This window comes from Mesorhizobium sp. M0698 (assembly GCF_040320455.1).
Classification (GTDB): domain Bacteria; phylum Pseudomonadota; class Alphaproteobacteria; order Rhizobiales; family Rhizobiaceae; genus Mesorhizobium.
Window position 1 is genome coordinate 121072 of the sequence record NZ_JAMYPQ010000018.1, and the last position, 18202, is coordinate 139273.

Annotated in this window: 15 protein-coding genes and 2 tRNA genes; 7 read left to right on the forward strand and 10 right to left on the reverse strand. The window is 63.2% G+C overall.

Annotation, left to right across the window (positions count from 1 at the left end; genetic code table 11):
* Window positions 1–110 precede the first annotated feature (110 nt).
* Window positions 111–1775 (reverse strand): ABC transporter substrate-binding protein, encoded by a 1665-nt coding sequence (locus NKI16_RS27240; protein ID WP_023674663.1) that lies wholly within the window; start codon window positions 1773–1775, stop codon window positions 111–113.
* Between the two features lie 293 nt (window positions 1776–2068).
* On the opposite strand from NKI16_RS27240, the gene NKI16_RS27245 reads away from it, so the two are divergent.
* Genes NKI16_RS27245 through rbsK form a run of 3 tightly spaced genes read left to right on the forward strand, consistent with a single transcriptional unit; the run spans window position 2069 to window position 4557 of the window.
* A complete protein-coding gene (locus NKI16_RS27245) occupies window positions 2069–3127 on the forward strand; it encodes an ABC transporter ATP-binding protein (protein WP_023674664.1) in 1059 nt (352 codons plus the stop codon).
* A gap of 31 nt (window positions 3128–3158) precedes the next feature.
* Window positions 3159–3611, forward strand: coding sequence for an RbsD/FucU family protein (locus NKI16_RS27250; protein ID WP_352622784.1), 453 nt, complete (start codon window positions 3159–3161; stop codon window positions 3609–3611).
* Window positions 3612–3615: 4 nt separating this feature from the next.
* Window positions 3616–4557: a ribokinase gene (gene rbsK / locus NKI16_RS27255; protein WP_031211227.1), complete on the forward strand. Its 942-nt coding sequence runs from the start codon at window positions 3616–3618 to the stop codon at window positions 4555–4557.
* A 236-nt stretch (window positions 4558–4793) separates the two neighbouring features.
* Here the strand turns inward: rbsK and NKI16_RS27260 are convergent.
* Window positions 4794–4870 (reverse strand) — tRNA-Asp (locus NKI16_RS27260).
* Window positions 4871–5087: 217 nt separating this feature from the next.
* Between NKI16_RS27260 and NKI16_RS27265 the strand changes: the two genes are divergently transcribed.
* Window positions 5088–5163: transfer RNA gene (locus tag NKI16_RS27265), tRNA-Val, on the forward strand.
* Window positions 5164–5349: 186 nt separating this feature from the next.
* A complete protein-coding gene (locus NKI16_RS27270; protein WP_156937277.1) occupies window positions 5350–5712 on the forward strand; it encodes a hypothetical protein in 363 nt (120 codons plus the stop codon).
* Window positions 5713–5890: 178 nt separating this feature from the next.
* On the opposite strand, the gene NKI16_RS27275 is transcribed toward NKI16_RS27270, so the two are convergent.
* From NKI16_RS27275 to NKI16_RS27300, 6 genes are all read right to left on the reverse strand, one after another.
* On the reverse strand, window positions 5891–6547 hold the full coding sequence (locus NKI16_RS27275) for a GNAT family N-acetyltransferase (RefSeq protein ID WP_023674667.1): 657 nt from the start codon (window positions 6545–6547) through the stop codon (window positions 5891–5893).
* Entirely contained in the window at window positions 6544–7314 is a 771-nt protein-coding gene (locus NKI16_RS27280; protein WP_023674668.1) for an SDR family oxidoreductase, read from the reverse strand. The genes NKI16_RS27275 and NKI16_RS27280 overlap by 4 nt, the downstream gene beginning before the upstream one ends.
* Complete coding sequence (locus NKI16_RS27285) at window positions 7311–8306, reverse strand: ABC transporter permease (RefSeq protein ID WP_023674669.1); 996 nt, start codon at window positions 8304–8306, stop codon at window positions 7311–7313. The genes NKI16_RS27280 and NKI16_RS27285 overlap by 4 nt, the downstream gene beginning before the upstream one ends.
* Window positions 8307–8469: 163 nt before the next feature.
* Window positions 8470–9510 carry a sugar ABC transporter substrate-binding protein gene (locus NKI16_RS27290; protein ID WP_352571438.1) on the reverse strand — a complete coding sequence of 347 codons (1041 nt, stop codon included), beginning with the start codon at window positions 9508–9510 and terminating at the stop codon, window positions 8470–8472.
* Between the two features lie 39 nt (window positions 9511–9549).
* Window positions 9550–10314 (reverse strand): ATP-binding cassette domain-containing protein, encoded by a 765-nt coding sequence (locus NKI16_RS27295; RefSeq protein WP_352456627.1) that lies wholly within the window; start codon window positions 10312–10314, stop codon window positions 9550–9552.
* Window positions 10311–11477, reverse strand: coding sequence for an ROK family transcriptional regulator (locus NKI16_RS27300; RefSeq protein WP_352827832.1), 1167 nt, complete (start codon window positions 11475–11477; stop codon window positions 10311–10313). Before NKI16_RS27300 ends, NKI16_RS27295 begins: the two co-directional genes overlap by 4 nt.
* 321 nt (window positions 11478–11798) lie before the next feature.
* On the opposite strand from NKI16_RS27300, the gene NKI16_RS27305 reads away from it, so the two are divergent.
* A complete protein-coding gene (locus tag NKI16_RS27305) occupies window positions 11799–12590 on the forward strand; it encodes an alpha/beta fold hydrolase (protein WP_352575968.1) in 792 nt (263 codons plus the stop codon).
* 75 nt (window positions 12591–12665) lie between these two features.
* Here NKI16_RS27305 and NKI16_RS27310 read toward each other — a convergent pair whose 3' ends face one another.
* Together NKI16_RS27310 and NKI16_RS27315 are read right to left on the reverse strand one after the other, a co-directional pair.
* Window positions 12666–13946, reverse strand: a complete 1281-nt coding sequence (locus NKI16_RS27310; protein ID WP_352622773.1) for a M23 family metallopeptidase — start codon at window positions 13944–13946, stop codon at window positions 12666–12668.
* Between the two features lie 138 nt (window positions 13947–14084).
* On the reverse strand, window positions 14085–14552 hold the full coding sequence (locus tag NKI16_RS27315; RefSeq protein WP_352923902.1) for a peroxiredoxin: 468 nt from the start codon (window positions 14550–14552) through the stop codon (window positions 14085–14087).
* A gap of 96 nt (window positions 14553–14648) precedes the next feature.
* Here NKI16_RS27315 and NKI16_RS27320 point away from each other — a divergent pair, with 96 nt between their 5' ends.
* Window positions 14649–18023, forward strand: coding sequence for a hypothetical protein (locus NKI16_RS27320; RefSeq protein ID WP_352571433.1), 3375 nt, complete (start codon window positions 14649–14651; stop codon window positions 18021–18023).
* Window positions 18024–18202: the final 179 nt, after the last annotated feature.

Sequence of the window (18202 nt, forward strand, 5' to 3'; positions counted from 1 at the left end):
TTCTTGCCCGTTCACAGGAGGCTCGATGACCGGCCGAGCCGGTCGAGGCCAAGTCGGTCAAGGTGAGGTCCGGCGGCTGTGCGCCGCCGAACCAGTTTCACTATCTCAGCCTACATGCCGAGCGAGGCCTTGTAGAGCTTGACCTGTTTGTCGCGGCCGATCTGGTCGGTCAGCTTCTCCCAGGCGGCTGCGATGGCGTCGGCGCCTTCCTGCGCCTTCATCTTGCCGGCAAAGGTGTTGGCCAAAATGTCCTCGGCGGCGCTGTAGTACTGGAAGATGCCGGGGATGCGCGGCTCGATCGCCGCGTTCGGATGGTTGTAGCTGTCGGCTTCCGACTTCAGATACGAGGTGATGAACGCCTCGTCGTAGCCCGCCGCCACCCATTCCGGAATGTTGAAATGCGAGTTGCGATAGGGCTGGAAACCCGACGGATAGGCCGCGCACCAGAGCGACAGGTCCTTGCCGCCGAGATGGGCAGCGGCAGACCATGCCGCCTTCTTCTTCTTTTCGTCGCTGTCGACGCGGGCCATGACATAAACGCCCCAGCCGAGATAGGCGCAGTTCGGTGCATGGTTCGGGCCGCTGGCGAGCTTGTCCCACTGGCCGGTCTTGGAGTTGTAGACATCGTCCGAGCCCGGCAGGATCGAGAAGCCGGTGATGTCGCCGACGACCGAGGAATCGTTGGTCTTGACGTTCGAACCGACGTCGCCCCACCAGGTAACCATCGAACCGGTGCCTGCCAAGAATTGCTGGAAGGCGGTGGTGTTCGGGTCGGCGTTGATCTGGTCGGCAGGTTCGGAGGGCAGGGCATCGATGACGTCCTGGATCGCCCGCACCCATGCCGGATTGTTGACGCGCGGCTTCATCGTGTCGGCATCGAACAGCCAGGCCTTGTCGTCGGGATGCTTGGCGTAGGCGCTGGCGCGGCTGCCGAGGAAATAAAAGCCGAAACCGCCCCAGGGCTTGGGCGCATCGAGATAGCCAAAGACATCCTGGCCCTTCACCTGCTTGCCCTTGAGGAATTTCGTCACCGCCTGCACCTGCTGCCAGGTCTTCGGCACGCCCCATTCGCCTTCTCCGCCGCCGTCCTTCCAGGCCTTGGCGAGGTCGGCATCGGCAAACACGTCGGTGCGGTAGTTGAAGTTATGCGCGTCGCCGTCAACGGTCACGCGATATTGCTTGCCGTCCCATGTGCCCACCGGCGGCTGCAGATAGGCCACGACATCCTTCATGTCGATCTGGTCCTTGACCCAGTCCGGCATCTCGGAGGTGAGACCCTTGCCGCAGACGTCGCCTTCGAACGGTGCCCCCATTTCGATGATGTCGAAATCGACGGTGCCGGTCGCGATCGACTGCTGCAGGCGGGCGTTGTAGTCAGCCTGCGCCAGGTCGATCCAGTTGATCTTGGCGCCGGTATAGGTCTCCCACGGCTTCAGGAAGCCGCGAAACAGCACATTGTGCAGGTTCTGGTTGTTGAGGCCCATGAAGGTGAGTTCGACACCGGCGAATTCGCCTTCCTTGACATTGGCCTTGGTGGCGCCAAGGCAAAGCTCGCCGACCTGCTGGAAGTCGGCATCGGTCGGCTGACCCTTGCCGACACCCGGGATCTGCAGGATCTGCGCACGCAGGTCGTCGGCGGCCGCAGCCGTGCGCGTCAGCGCACCAAGTCCGGCGCTTGAGGCCGCCGCGAGGGCGGCCATGCTGGCCGCTCCCTTCAGCACGTCGCGGCGGGTGGCCCCGGCGCGGACAAGTTGGTTATAAAGGCTGACTTTCATTTCGTTCCTCCCAGAAGGTCAATTGTGAATTGGTTCAGATGGTGGAGCGCCGATTATGTTCCCCAACGACAGCGACTCCCGTAAATAGCGGCCCGAATTCTCCCTCCCGCGACGCTTGGCATTCAGTGCCGGACAAGCGTACCGGTGCGCCCGGAACAGGGTCATAAGCCGGACACTGTCACTATTCGCACAACGAAGTGCGGTGTCAACGTGAATGGGTTTTTTATCTATAAGAGACTGACTTGCCCTCGCCGTTTGCGTTGTTTAGCTTCACGGCAACTGAAGGGGGAATGATGGCTCAAGTCGCGATCCGCAATGTGGCCAAGGCGTTCGGAACCGTCAAGGTTCTGCACGATGTCAGCGTCGACATCGCCGACGGGCAGTTCGTAGTGCTGGTCGGGCCTTCCGGCTGCGGCAAGTCCACGCTGCTGAGGATGGTGGCCGGGCTGGAAACGGTCTCCGGCGGCACCATCGCCATCGGCGAGCGCGTCGTCAACCATCTGCCGCCGGCCAAGCGCGACATCGCCATGGTGTTCCAGAACTACGCGCTCTATCCGCACAAGACGGTCGAGCAGAACATGGCCTTTGCTCTCAAGCTGCGCAAAACCGACCCGGCGGTGGTCACTGAGCGGGTCAAGCGCGCCGCCGACATCCTCGACCTCAATCCCTACCTCAAGCGCTATCCGCGCCAGCTCTCTGGCGGCCAGCGCCAGCGCGTCGCCATGGGCCGCGCCATCGTGCGCAACCCGCAGGTGTTCCTCTTCGACGAGCCGCTCTCCAATCTCGACGCCAAGCTGCGTGTCCAGATGCGCACCGAGATCAAGGAACTGCACCAGCGGCTGAAGACCACCACCATCTACGTCACCCACGACCAGATCGAGGCCATGACCATGGCCGACAAGATCGTGGTGATGCGCGACGGTCGCATCGAACAGGTCGGCGCGCCGCTGGAATTATTCGACCGGCCGGCCAACCTGTTTGTCGCCGGCTTCATCGGCTCGCCCTCGATGAACCTGCTCAAGGGCGTCGTGCGCAAGGGCGACAAGCCCGTCGTCGAGATCGCCGGGACGCCGTTCCCGATTGCGGCGACCAGTGCCGTCGAGGATGGCCGTAATGTCGTCTACGGCGTGCGGCCCGAGCATCTCGAAATCCATCCCGATGGTGTTCCGGCGAAGATTTCGGTGGTCGAGCCGACCGGTTCCGAGACTTTGGTGTTCCTGCGCTTCGGCGAGGGCGAGATGGTGGCGCTGTTCCGTGAGCGCCACGACTTCAAGCCGGGCGACATACTGCACCTGAAACCGCGGCTCGACCAGGTGCATCTCTTCGACGCAGAGACCGGCAAGCGTCTCTGATTTCGCCCCAGCAAACTTCGCGAGGAATACCATGCTCAAAGGAATCGATCCGCTGCTCAATGCCGATGTGCTGCAGGCGCTGCGGGCGATGGGCCACGGTGACGATCTGATTATCGCCGACACCAATTTCCCGTCCGATTCGGTGGCGCGCCAGACCGTGCTTGGCCGGCTGCTGCGCATCGATGCGTCGGCGGCCGACGTGGTCAAGGCGGTACTGTCGCTCTATCCGCTGGACACCTTCGTCGACGACGCGGCCGCGCGCATGGAGATCGTCGGCAAGCCGGACGACATTCCCGCCGTGCAGCAGGAAGTGCAAAAAGAGATCGATTCCGCCGAGGGCAAGGCCTGGCCGATGATCTCGGTCGAGCGCTACGCCTTCTACGAACGCGCCAAGAAGGCCTATTGCGTCATCCAGACCGGCGAGCGCCGCTTCTATGGCTGTTTTGCGTTCCGCAAGGGCGTCGTGCCACCGGATGCGGAGTAGCGGCATGCCGGCGAAACCGATCGTCATGAAGCCGGTTGTCATATTGGGCGTCTTCGTCGCCGATACGGCCTACCGCGCCGCCCGCCAGCCGCGCATGGGCGAGACGATCCTGGGCACGTCCTTCACGCTCGGCCCCGGCGGCAAGGGCTCGAACCAGGCGGTGGCAGCCGGCCGGCTCGGCGCCGATATCACCTTCCTTACCCGCCTCGGCGTCGATCCCTTTGCCGATATGGCGAGACAGACCTGGTCGCACGCCGGCGTGAAGAGCGCCGTCATCGACACGCCGGAAAGCTACACCGGTGCCGCCTATATCTTCATCGAGGAGACGAGCGGCAACAACGCGATCATCGTCAGCCCTGGTGCGGCGATGCTGATCTCGCCCGCCGATATCGAGGCAAATGCCGGCCTGATCCGCGCGGCCGGCGTTTTCGTCACCCAGCTCGAACAGCCGATCGAGGCGGCGCTGGGGGCGCTGGAGATCGCGCGCGGGGCAGGGGTGACCACCATCCTCAACCCGGCGCCGGCGGCCAGGCTTCCGGACCGTATCTACACGCTTTGCGACTATGTCACGCCGAACGAGACTGAGGCCGAGGAACTGACCGGCATCAAGGTATCCTCCATCGACGATGCCCGCCGTGCCGCCGACAGCCTGCTCGAGAAGGGCGTGGGCGCTGTAATCGTGACGCTCGGCGAAAAGGGCGCGCTGCTGCACACGGCCGACCGTTCCGAGCATGTCGCAGCGGTCGCCGCCGGCCCGGTCATCGAGACCACGGGTGCGGGCGACGCCTTCAATGGCGGCCTGGCTGCGGCGCTGTCGAGGGGGATGGAACCCCTGCAGGCGGTGCGCTTCGCTTGCGCCGTCGCAGGCATTTCGGTGACGCGCCCGGGCACCGCGCCGTCCATGCCGACGCTGCAGGAGGTCGAGGCGCTGCTCGCCGAGGGGTGAAGCCCGGCACTGCGGGATGAGACTGTAAGCGGGAGCGAATGGGTTAGACCCGACTCTTGTCCGAGAAGCTATTGTCTTCTGGCTTGACCACAAACAGGCGGGCAGGTCGATGGATGAGGATCAATGCCAGAATTCGAAAGGAATGGACCTAGACCGGGTCACGAAAGAAGATGATTTTTGACAAATCAACGTCGACATTTCTCCGACATCAAGGGGACGTGACCCCAAAGGAGAAATGGCGCGAGTGACGGGGCTCGAACCCGCGACCTCCGGCGTGACAGGCCGGCACTCTAACCAACTGAGCTACACCCGCGCATGGACGAGCACGTGTCAGCCGTGTTCGTCGTTGGGGCGGTGGATAAGGGGTAAGCCACCGGGTGTCAAGCGGACCCGGACAGCATAACAGCAAACAGGAGAAGGTTTTTTGACAAGCCGAACTTTGTTGCCGAAACCGGCTCCCGGCCAAGCCACTCGCCGCTCATTTGGCCTTGCGAAGCCGGTCCTAACTGCTTAAAGGTCCGGCCCGGGGCGGGCGATTAGCTCAGTTGGTAGAGCGCTTCGTTTACACCGAAGATGTCGGCGGTTCGAGCCCGTCATCGCCCACCATTTTCCTCGATGTGTTCAGTTTGGGCTACACCGCTCAAGCTGATTGCCCAGGTGAGACGCATCCGACCACTGTGCTACTCGGACTTTGGTCTGATTCGAACTGTCTTTCCGTAGGGACTTAAGTCTGATCTGCTTGCCTCTCATGAGGGAAACGATTGCCGAAAGCTACAACTTGCAGTATTTCACTTGCGCATGGGCATGGGCGGGAGCGAAAATATTCCTGGATGGCTTACGAGTCATCTTCCGAATGATGCCGTGATCGCGGGAGATCTCGCAGACAAGATATCGAAGGAGGCTGAAAAAAACCGGCTTCCAGGCGAACGGGTTGTGAAGACAACGCGTAGCGAAGAAGACATCTTTAAGAAAGAAAAAGTTGAACCTTATCGCAGCACCACGGTTGCAGGAATTTTCGCCAATGGCTCATTCCTCGCGCTATTGGTATTAGCTATCTATCTGCTTTATGTGTTCTCGATTGTGGCGGGGGAACCGCGTACGGATGTTCCTATTCCGCTCACAACTGGACTAGTAGACGCTCCGCCAAGACTCTGATTAGCCGCACCGCGTTGATGCGGCGGCCCTTCCATGTCCATTGCCGCGACGAAGGTTTGGTTCCGTGCGGCAAAGGTGTTCACGCGGGGTAGCTCGTTGCTGCAGCACCGCAGCATTGTACTTCTATAAACCTCCCGGTCACCGTGTTCCGTGCAACTCATGGAATTGCCTGCCGCGCTCAGCCTGCAGCTTCCGCCGCATGAGCAAGCCGTTTTGCAACAAAGATGCGATGCTTCGGCGGATCAGCGTCCTGCAGCACATCAAACCCGATCGCCTCGTAGAACCTTAGCGCATCATCATTCTCCGGCATGACCTCGAGGTGGATGCCGGTTGAGCCGCTCGCGGCAAGGCGCTGCCCGAGAAATTCCATGGCGCGCCTGCCGATGCCTCTTCCGCGCGCTTGCGGTAACAGGTCGATGTGGCCGTGCGACGGATAGGCGGTCAGCGCAGACGGAACAGCGAAATCGGGATGATGGACCCGATGCCGCGCCCAGTCGCTGCCGCGCCAGCGCGAGCTGTCGGGTCCGGGGTCTGCCACGCGCCGCTGAAGGTCGGGATACCAGTCTGATGCCACGCTGGCATTGAAAGCGCCCGTATCGGCCGCGCCAAGCAGGTAGCCGGCCGCACCTGCGGGACTATCGACAATGAAGGCCAGCTCGGGTTCGAGCACCTGGTAGGGAATAGTGTAGAGGAGGCCGAGCAGTTCCGGGTCGTCCTCGCGGCCGCTGGCGTCCTTGCCGGCATCGCCGGTCTTGAGACAGATCATCGCAAGCGCTGCATGATCGGCAGTGGTCGCCCGGCGCAGGAAGAAACCGCCGCCGAAATCGAGGGTCATGGCGGCAGCAGCCGGAAATCCTTGCCCTCGGGCAAAAGCTGCCCGCCGTCGACGATGATGGTCGTGCCCGTGATGTAGCTGGCATCGTCAGAGGCCAGGAACAGGAAGGCATTGGCCACATCGCGAGGGCTGCCGAGACGGCCGAGCGGGATGGCGTCTTCCATGTTCTTGATGAAGGCCGCACCGCGATGCTGCTCTATGCCTTCAGTGAGGATGTTGCCGGGCTCGACGCCGTTGACTGTAATGCCGTAGCCCGAGAATTCGAGCGCAGCCGAACGGATCAGCCCATTGATGCCGGCCTTGGTCGCTGAATAATGGCCGTGGCCGGGGCTGGTGACATGCGGGCCGGTGATCGAGGAGGTGAACAGCATGCGGCCAAAATGCTGTGCCTTCATTGGCACCAGTGCGGCGCGAGCAGCGATGAAGCTGCCGCGCAAGTTTACCGCCATGACCCGGTCCCAATCGTCGGGACTGGTGTTTTCCAGCAATTGCCAGGGATAGATTCCGGCATTCTGCACCATGATGTCGAGCCGGCCGTGACGGTCGAGCGCCAGTGCAACAGCAGCCTCGGCATCAGCCATCTGCGAGATGTCGGTGCGGATGAAGGCGGCGCCGAGCTCGTCCGCAGTCGCTTGCCCGGCCTCAGCCTCGGTATCGGCCAGGACAAGCGTCGCGCCCTCTTCGGCAAAGCGTTGTGCGATGCCCTTGCCGATCCCGCGCGCACTTCCAACGATCAGCGCGACCTTATCTTCCAGACGGCCGGTCATGCGAGCCTCTGGCGGATGGTTTGCTTGAACGCATCGAGCAGCACGGCGGCGAGCACCAGCAGGCCGTGGATCACCTGGGTGAAGTTGGCCGGCAGGCCCATCAAATTGATCGCCGTGTTGATGGCCGAGAGCAGCAGCACGCCGGCATAGACGCCGGGCAAGGTGCCGACGCCGCCCTTCAGGCTGACGCCGCCGATGACGACCGCGGCGAAGGCATTGAACAACAGGCCGACCCCGAGATTAGCTGTCGCGCCGGAGGTGCGGATCGCCAGCAGCCAGCCGGCAAGGCCGGCAATGGCGCCGGCGAGAACGAAGGCTATGACCAGGTTGCGGTTCACGCGGATGCCGGCGCGAAAGGTCGCCGTCTCGTTGCCGCCGATCATGATCAGGTGCCGGCCGAAGGGCGTCTTGGCCATGATCAGCGAGAACACCACGAAGCACGCAATGGCGATCCAGGCAGTCAGCGGCAGGCCACCCAGGCGCTGAATGGCGAACCAGCGGATTGCCGGCGTAAGGTCCTGCGCCGAGCGGCCGCCGGAGATAACCAGCACCAGGCCGCGCACCCAGATGTAAGATGCCAGGGTGATGATGAAAGCGCTCATCTTGACCCTGACCACCAGGTAGCCATTGAAGGCGCCGATGAGGCCGCCGACGGCAAGCGCGATGAGCAGCGAAACCGGAACCATCAGCCATTGCGGCTGCAACTGGATGCCAAGGCCGATGCCCGACGAGCAGAACAGGATGCCGACCGCCATGGCGCTGAGCGCCGCCACCGATTCGACCGACAGGTCCATATGGCCGGCGATGATGACCAGCGCCAAGCCGATCGACATGACGCCGAGCACGCTCGACGCCTCGATGATGTTGGCAAAAATGCCGAGCTGAAAATAGTTCGGGATGAGGATGGAAAAGACCACCAGCACGAAGACCAGCATGAACCAGACAAGATTGTCGAGGATGAACTCGAGGGTTTGGCGCGTGCGGGGGTTCATCTCAGGATCCGGTTGGCGCCGACCCCGAAAAACCACTCGGTCTTCGGACTATCAGGCGCGGTTGAAAATTGCTGCAGCATACCCGTGCGCGTCCGTTTGAACGCACCGGGGCTGCAGGGCTGGGCTCCGGGCCGGCAATGGCCCGGAGCTTCTGGCGAGTTTGCTATTCGACCGGCTTTATGGTTTCGGTCGGCGGCTTCATGTTGCCCCAGAAGGCAGGGTTATCGACATTTTCCTTGGTGATCGCAGCGCCGGGGATCTTGATGTTCGGCCCCCACGCTTCTTTGGTCAGGGTCGATTTCAGGCCAAGCACATCATATTCGCCGGGCTTGATCTCCTGCTTGTTGACCACCTTGTCCATGAACATGGCGACCGCCGCGGCCTGGGCATAGAGCGGCTGCTCGACTTCGACGTTGAGCCAGCCCTTGCGGATCAGGTCGAGGCCGACCGGAGCGCCGTTCGAGCTCATCAGCATGACGTCGCCCGGTTTCTTGCCGGCGGCCTCGAGCGAGGCGACGGCAGCGACCGAAAGATGCGCTGCATGGCTGAAGATCAGGTCGATGTCGGGGTTGGCGAGCAGCTGGTCGTTCACGATGGTCCCGGCTGCATCCGCCGCCCATTGCATGGCCGGCAGCGAGATGATCTTGACGTCCGGGAACGCCTTCATCTTCTCCTCGAAACCCTTCTGGATATCGAGCGTGTAGGGGTCGCCCGGATCGCCGAGCACCTGCAGGATCTTGCCCTTCACCGAGCCGTTTTTCGCGGTCAGGAGCTTTTGCGCCTGGTCGGCGGCGACGTAGCCGATCTCGACGGTTCCGGCCACCGAGGTGAAGTCGGACGGGGTCGAGGTGATCTGGCGGTCGAACTCGACGACCGGGATGCCGGCGGCGCGGGCGGCCTCGATCGACGGTTTCAGCGCATTGAAATCGACGGCGGCAAGAATGATCGCCGACGGCTTCAGCGCGATGACGTCGTTCATCTGCGATTGCTGAGCGTCGGTCTTGTTGTCGGCGTTCAGCGTCTTCATCTCGTAGCCGACCTGCTTCAGGAACAATTCCAGCGCGCTCACCGAGCCGGTCTGGAACTCATCGAGCAATGTCGGCACCATGTAGTAGACGGTGCCCTTGGACTGGGCGAATGCCGGCGTGAGCGTGGCAAAGGCCAGTGCCAGGATACCGAAGACGGAAAGAAGTATTTTCTTCATGTCGTTCGCTCCTCTTGCGCCGGACCCCTCGTTTGTCCCTCAGTTCGTCGGTCCGGCACCGGCGAGCGTCTCTCCGGTGATCATGTTGATCACCGCGTCGGGACTTGTTTTGTTGCGTGCGACGTCGCCCGCCACGACGCCTTGCCGGATCACCACGATCCGATCGGCGACCTGGAAGGCCTGTTGCATGATATGAGTGATTATGACGACGCCGATGCCCTGGCTCGCCACCTGGCGGATCATGTCGAGGCCGCGCCGCGTCTGCTCGACGCCAAGCGCTGCGAACGGCTCGTCGAGAAGCACCAGCTTGCCGCCGAAATGCACGAACCGGTTGAGCTCGATGGCCTGTCGCTGACCGCCCGAGAGGTGCTCGACATTGGTGCGAAGCGAGGGAATGCGGGTGCCCGCGCTTGCCAAGGCTTTTTGCACCACCTGCTCCATGGCGCGCTCGTCGAGCACTGGAATGCCGAGAACCTTCCTGGTGATCTCACGGCCCATGAAGAAATTGGCGACCACGTCGACATTGGTGCAAAGCGACAGGTCCTGGTAGACCGTCTCGATCCCCGCGGCCTTGGCCTCGGCGGGGGATTTGGCGAGGAATTCCTTGCCTTCGAACAGCATGCGGCCGGAGGACGGCTCCAGGCCGCCGGCAATGATCTTGACCAGCGTCGATTTGCCGGCGCCGTTGTCGCCCAGAAGCGCCACCACTTCGCCCTTGTCGATCGAAAAGCTGATGCCTTTCAGCGCTTCGATGGCGCCGTAATTCTTGGCTACGTTGTCGAGCACCAGCAGCGGTTCGCTCATGCTGCGATCCCCTTGTTATGCAAGAGATCCCGACCGCGTTCGCGCTCGGCGGTGAAGATCTGGCCGAAGCGCGGCGAAAGCACTCCTGAGACGGCAAGCGCGGCGGCGCCGCGCAACACCGCATGCTGGCCGCCGCGCGCGACGCGGACGCGGGGGGTCGCGCGGTCGCTTCGCGCCGAGACCGAATTGGGCAGGTGCGCGGCCGCGCCGGCAAGCCTTTCGAGCAGCTCGGTGGACGCCAGCCCGCCGAGGATGATGGTTTCGGGATCGAACAGGTTTTCGATGATGGTGACGGCGTTGCGGAAGATCGGCGCAATCTCGCTCACCCACTCGGCGTCGGCGATGTTGCGGCGCCGCAGCGCTTCGAGCGAGAGATACCGTTCGAGGCAGCCACGATTGCCGCACGGGCAGGGCTCGCCGCCCGGCACTGCGGGAATGTGGCCGATTTCACCGGCGTTTCCCCAGGCGCCGCGCAATGCCGCCCCGTCATGCACCATGACGCCGCCGAGACCGACGCCGAAATAAAGATAGTAATACTCGGAATATGCCGTTCCGAGGCCGTAGAGGCGCTCGCCGATAGCAGCCGCCGCCATATCGGTTTCGAAAAAGGCCGGCAGTCCGGTCGAGGCGGCCAGCCGCTCGCGCAGCGCCACATCCTTCCAGCCGGTCATGGTGGTCGGCCCGACAAAGCTCATGGACTCCACGCCGAACGGTCCGGGCAGCGCCATGCCAATGCCGAGAACGCGGCCACCGGGCCGCAATGCCGTCAATTCGAGCACCATGGCGCCGATCAGCTCGAAAGCGTGGTCGGGCGTTGCATTTGGGGCTTCGCGGTAGGTGCTCTCGATAACATCGCCGCTTAGGTTGATCAGGGCGGCATTGATGCCCAGCGGGGTGACGTGGATGCCGACGGCATAGCCGCCTTCCGGATTGATGCGCAGCGTTGCCGGTGGCAGGCCGCGTCCCTTGGGCTCTTCGCGCAGCGACAACACGTAACCGTGCTCTTCCAGCTCGCGAACGATGGTAGACACCGTCTGCACGGTGAGCCCGACCCGCCTGGCAATTTCGCCGCGGGCGATCGGTCCGTGAAGGCGGATGGATTCGAGCACGATGCGCCGGTTATACGGCCGCCCGAACTCCTGATTGGTTCCCCGCAGTGCCATGCCTTGTGCCCTCGAGAGAGGCCAGACTGGCACTGAAGATTTATTCAGTCAAATGGAATTCAAAAATAATTCGCCTGTGGCCAAGGTCCTTCTAACGCCGGCGAATTCGCGCCCGCCGGCGGATGGGCCAACTCTGGCAATTTTCCAGTATGAAGCGCCACCGGCTGGACGGGAGCCAGGCATGACCTTGGCCGGCAATCCGATCAGCGCCCTGAAGCCCATTTCGGAACCCGGCTGTGAGCCGGCCAGGGATCGGAGTTCGTTGCGCCTTTCCGTTGCAGGGAGCATACTTCCTCTCGCCGGTCTGCGGGAGGAGATGCGATGCCGAAGCTGACCCTCGACGGGATTGATCTCGGCTATGAGGTGCGGGGCGACGGGCCGCCGGTTCTGTTCGTCCACGGCAGCGTCACGAACGGCATGATGACATGGTCCGCCCAGCAACCGCTTGCGGAGCGCTGGAAGCTGGTTGTGGTCGACCGGCCCGGATACGGATCAAGTTCCCCTGCCGAACGCGAGGATTTCGTCGTCGACGCCAGACTGGTCGCCGGATTCCTCGATCGGACGCATGACCTCTGGGACGAAAGCCGCGTCCATCTGGTCGGGCATTCCTATGGCGGCGTCATCTCTCTTCTTGCAGCAGCGATGCGCCCGCGAGCAATCCGTTCGCTCACGGTGATCGAGCCGCCGGCCTTTGACCTTGCGCGCGGGGATGTTGCCGTGAATGAACTCGTGACGCGCCTGAAGACCCACTGGCAAAGCGGACCCCGCGACGATCCCGCGCTTTTCTTGCGCCAGTTCCTCCATCTGGTCGGCTCGGCGATACAATTGCCAGACCCGCTGCCGCCCCCGCTCGCGCAAGGCGCGGCCATGCTCGTCGTCGAACGCGGGCCATGGGAGGCCGAAATTCCGCTTCGGCAACTTGCCGATGCGCCGTTCCCGAAACTGGTGGTATCCGGCGGGCACAGCGCAGCATTCGACGCCGTCTGCGACGTGCTCGAAAACGTGCTTGGTGCCGATCGTGCCGTGATCGCCGGCGCGGGGCACAGCGTTCAGCAGACCGGTGAGCCGTTCAACCGGCGGCTCGGCGCGTTCATGGCTGCTGCTGAGGGCTGAAAGCGATCTATCTTTGATATCGCCTGGCGGGCGGTTGGCCGCGCGCCAGGCTTCACGCCGAATGAATCGCCGGCTCTACAGATACCGCTCGACCTTCTTGCCGACGGTCAAAAACCGCAGCGGATCGATCGCCTCGCCGTTGTGGCGGACCTCGTAATGCAGATGCGGGCCGGTTGAGCGGCCGCTGTTGCCGGTCTTGCCGATGATGTCTCCGGCATCGAGCTTCTGGCCGACGGCGACGTCGATTTCGCTGAGATGCCCGTAACGCGTCACAAAACCGTTGCCGTGGTCGACCTCGATCATGCGGCCGTAGCCGCCGTTCCAGCCGGCCTTGACGACCAAGCCGGCTGCCGTGACCTTGGCTGGCATACCGATCGGCGCCCTGAAATCCATGCCGGAATGCAAGGCGGCCGTGCCGAGGATGGGGTCGGTGCGCACGCCGAACGGGCTGGTAACGCTGCGGCCGGGGGCGGGGTTGGCGAGCGGCAGCCGGCGCGCTTCCTTTTTAAGATGATCCAGCGCGTCAAGAGCCTCGTCCAACTCCTTGACCTTGCTGTCGAAGACCAACGAGCTGTCGAGTGGTATCAGCGGGCCGCCAACGTCGCTCTTTTCGAATTCGCTATCGACGGGCAGGCCGGCGGCCTCGAGCGCCTGCGAGATCGCGTCGGCGCTTTTGTAGGCATTGTCGGCAAGTGTAGCGATGCGGGTGAGCTGCTGGCTCTCGATGGCCTTCAGCGAGTTGTTGATCGAAACGAAGAGCTTGTCTGCCCGGTCGGCCGCGCTTTCGCTCGGCAGCGGATCGGCGCGGGTCGACCACAGCGAGAACGGCCTAGTGTCGTCAACGCCCACAGGAGCGGCAAGGCTGGCGACAGTATACGCCGTCGGCTGGATACTCCCGGTCGCGTCGGCATGTTCGTCCGGCTTTGCCGCCGGCACGGGCGGCGTTGCGACCTCGTTTTCGGCTCGTTCGAGGATCGGGCCGAGGCGGCCGTGACGCAGGCTGAGCTGGCTCTGCCGTTCCAGCAATTCGCTGACCTTGGTTTCCATCAGTTGCTGATCGAGTAGCTGCCGGCTGGTGATGCGGTCGACCTGGCTGCGCAGCGCCGAGATGCGGTCTTCGTAGGCCTGCTGCATGCGCGCCTGCCGCGCCGTCGTGGCGCCGATCAGATCGTCGCGCAGCACCAGATAGGAGGTCGCCAGCAGGTAGCCAATGACGATCGCCGCCAGCGCCGAGCCGCAAAATGCCGCAAGCCACGGGCGTATGGTGAAATGCCTTATCTGGTCGCCCCGGGCGATGATGACCGTGTGGGGCTCTTTGCGTCTGCCGAAGACCGCTGACTGACTGGCTACGTTCACGGGACCAAGCTTTCGTTACGACACCAACGACGAGCCTGATTACACATTATTAGGGTTAACAAAGTTTTGCCGGATCGAACGACAGGCAAAGGTCTTCGCGCAAAACGGGTATCGAATTGCAGCGGCCTGGCGCAGCTCTCAAAGGGCGTGAACCGCCTCCAGCACTTCTTCGGCGTGCCCCTTGACGCGGACGTTGCGCCAGATCCTGGCGATGCGTCCGTCCCGGCCAATTAGGAACGTCGCCCCCTCGACGCCCATATAGGTGCGGCCGTAGAGCTTCTTTTCTACCCACAAATGGTAAGCCTCGATCACTTTGCGCTCTTCGTCGGCGACAAGGTCGACGCTCAGATCGTATTTCGCCTTGAATTTGTCGTGTTTCTTGACGCTGTCCGGCGAGAGCCCGATGACGACAGCGCCGGCCTTTTCGAACTCCGGCTTCAACTGCGAAAAGCCGATCGCCTCGTTGGTGCAGCCTGTGGTGTCGTCCTGTGGGTAGAAATAGAGTACGATGGGTTTTCCCAGCAATGCGGCGAGGCTGAGTGAACCGCCGCCGTCGCGCGGAAGATCGAACTGCGGCGCAACATCGCCCACGTCGAGGTCAGCCATATCGATGCCCTTGTTTGAGGTTACGCGCCAGGCTGCATCGATATAATGTCGAGCGGGGATTCGTCCACGATCGAATTCGTTTCAACGGAAGATTGCGTGGATCAGGAGCTACCGCAGCACGAGAAGATCAGGTTCAGGCGTGACGAGATCACCGACCTGGGAACCTTTCCGTCCGCGTGCCGCGTCCCGCCGCTCGGCCAGGCGTCGATCGGTCGCGGCGTCCGTATGATGGCGCGGCTGTTTGCCGGCCTTGTCGCCCTTGTGTTGCTGGCTGCCGCCGGCGTCTATGCGATCGGCGTGTCCGGCTTCGGCTCGGAGCGGCTTCGCGCGGAAGCCGAAACGGCAATCGAGAAATTGGCCGGCTTCGATGTCGACGTTGCCGTCGGGCCGGCACGGCTGACGCTTGACGGGTCGAGCTTCATTGCGCTGCAGGTCAGCGACGTCAGCCTCAAGACCGCCGACGGAAAACCAATGGCCGATGCAGGCCGGGTCCGCTTCGGCATCCGGCTGATCCCGTTGCTTTCGGGCGAGGTACGGCTGACCAGCGCCCGGATTTCCGACGCGCACATCGTCATGGCGGCAATGCCGTCCGGCGGCGACTGGACGGCCGAGCTGCGCAACCAGGACGGCCTCATCGATCCGGAAAAACTTTCCGCCGCCGTCTTCGCCAACCTCAACCGCGCGCTCGACGCGGTGCGCGAGGATTCGATGCGCCAGATCGATCTGCGCAACGTCGAACTGGCACTGCCCGAGACCGGATCCGTCAAGTCGGTCACCATCGCCGAGGCCTCCGTCTCGCAGTCGGGACCGGGAAGCATGGAGTTTTCATCCGACGCGGATGTCGACGGCAGGGCGCTTACCATCGCCGCTTCCGCCACCCGCGATCCGGCGACGCGACGCATCACCACGCTGGACGCCAGCATCCAGGCAGCGGATGCCGACACTGCGGCAGGTGGCAAATTGGGTGCGATCGCCTTGAAGCTGGCGGGGTCGGAAGGGACCGGCGACAACGGTTCGCGGCTGACCGCTGCCCTGTCACTGACCGGATCGGTGCTCGATCTCGGTTCGCGCGGCCTGCTTCCGGCCGACATCGATCTCGATGCAACACTCGTCGCCGGGTCGAACAAAATCCAGGTCGACAGTTTGCTGGTGAAAACCGGCCGCTCGACCTTCGATTTCGCCGGTTCGATCGGGCCGAAGCCGGCTACCGGCGCAGCGGGCGAGGAGCCATCCTATCGTTACGACCTGACCAGCGACGGTTCGACCCTGGCGCCTTCCGATTCGCCGGAGCCGGCACTCAGCTTCATTGCCCGTATCGCCGGCGTCTACCAGCCGACGAGCCAAAAGCTGGTCGCCGAGCAGATCGGCGTCCGGTCCGGACCGGGCAGCGAAGTGCTGGGCACGGCTTCGGTTTCATTCGTCGCCAACCAGGCGCCGGGCATATCGGTGGCGCTCAATGTCCACGACATGCCGGTCTCGCACGTCAAGCAATTATGGCCATGGTTTTCGGCGCGCAATGCCAGGCTGTGGGTGCTTAAGAACCTGTTCGGCGGCCGCGTCGTCGATGGCAGCCTGCAGTTCCAGGTCGTGCCCGGACGGCTCGGCAACGGCGTGCCGCTTTCCGCCGATGAAGTGTTCGGCCGATTCCAGGTCGAAGGATCGCGCTTCGACACGGCCGGCCGCATTCCGCCGATCCGCGATGCCGTTGGCGTCGTCGGCTTCCACGGCAATGACGTCGACGTCGCGCTGTCGTCGGGCAGCGTCTATATGCCGAGCGGCCGCACGGTGGCGGCGAGCAACGGCACGCTCACCGTCAAGGCCGCGAACCATCCGCCGGTGATCGGCGCGCTCGACATCGATGTCGCCGGCGAGGCGCCGGCAATCGCCGAGTTGGCATCCTTTGACCCGATCAACGCCATGCGCCATGTCGGCCTGCTGCCGGACGACCTATCCGGCACGGTGACCGGCCACGTCAAGGCCGATATTCCGCTGCAGTCCGGTGTCGACTCTTCCAAACTCGATTGGCTGGTGGCGCTCGACTACAAGGACCTGTCGCTGGGCAAGCCGTTCGAGGGCCAGACAGTCAGCCATGCCGACGGCTCGATCACGGTCGCGCCCGACCGGGCGGTGATCTCGGCGAAGGCGCTGCTCAACGGCATTCCGGCCGAGCTCGACCTGATCGAGCCGCTCAGGGATGGCGGCCCGCCGCGCAGTCGTAAAGTGGCGCTGGTGCTCGACGACAAGACGCGCGCCACCGCCATGCCTGGCCTGTCGACGCTGCTTTCCGGAACCATCAAGGTGGCGATCGACAAGAGTGGCACCGGCAACCAGAACGTGTCGGCCGACCTGACCAATGCCAGGCTGGACATTCCCTGGGCCGGCTGGAGCAAGGGGCCTGGCATTCCCGCCAAGGTCGTCTTCGCCATGGCGAAGACCGGCGACACCACGACGCTCTCCAATTTCGAACTCGATGGCAAGACCTTTTCCATCGACGGCAGCGCGGTGCTGGTCAACGGCGCCTTGTCCTCGGCCCGGTTCAGCAAGGTCACGTTGAACAGGGGCGACGACGTCGCCGTCTCGGTGAAGCGGTCGGGCAAGGCCTATGCTGTCGAGGTCAGCGGCAGCGCGCTAGACGCACGCTCGCTGATCAAGCAATTCACGTCCGACGTCGACACCGCCACCAAGACCACTGGCGTCGATGCGATCTCGGTCAGCGCCGACGTCAGTTCCCTGACCGGCTTCCATGACGAGGTGCTGTCGAATCTGAAGCTCGACTACAGCGCCGCCGGCTCCCGGGTGAACGGGCTCAAGGTGAGCGCCACAGCAAGTTCGGGAGCCGCCATCACCATCAGCAACACGACCGGCGGCGGCCTGCGCACGCTCAACATGAAGTCGGCCGACGCCGGCGCCATACTGCGCTTCCTCAACATCTACGAGCATATGGAAGGCGGCTCGATCACGCTGGCGCTCACCGGGGCCGGCGACGGGCCGATGAAAGGCCAGGTCGACGCCAAGAACTTCTTTATCGTTAATGAGCCGAAGCTCGCCTCGATCGTGTCGACGACGCCGGCCGGCGACAGCCGCAGCCTCAACGAGGCGGTCAAAGGCAATCTCGACACGTCGAGGGTGAATTTCGAGCGCGGTTTCAGCGAAATCGACAAGGGCAGCGGCTATCTGAAGCTGCGCAACGGCGTGCTGCGCGGCTCGCGCATCGGCACCACCTTCCAGGGCACGCTCTACGACCAGAACAACAATATGGACATGACCGGCACGTTCATGCCGGCCTACGGCGTAAACCGCATCTTCGGCGAACTGCCGCTGATCGGCGCACTGCTCGGCAACGGCCGCGACCGCGGCCTGATCGGCGTCACCTACAGGCTCAAGGGCAACGCCAACAAGCCGAACCTGGAGGTCAATCCGCTATCGGTGATAGCGCCCGGGATTTTCCGGTCGATCTTCGAGTATCGCTGAGGTCAAAACCCAATTACCTCGAGCGACCGAGTTTTGATCTTAAGCGGCCGCTCGTCCGCCCCGCGAATTCACGCCCATGATCCAAAGGCGACTGACAGTTGTGTGCGTCAAGTTCTGCAAAATGGCGTGGCATTGCGGTGACGTCGGCGTGTCCGCCGCGCAGCCCCCGTGTTTAGCGG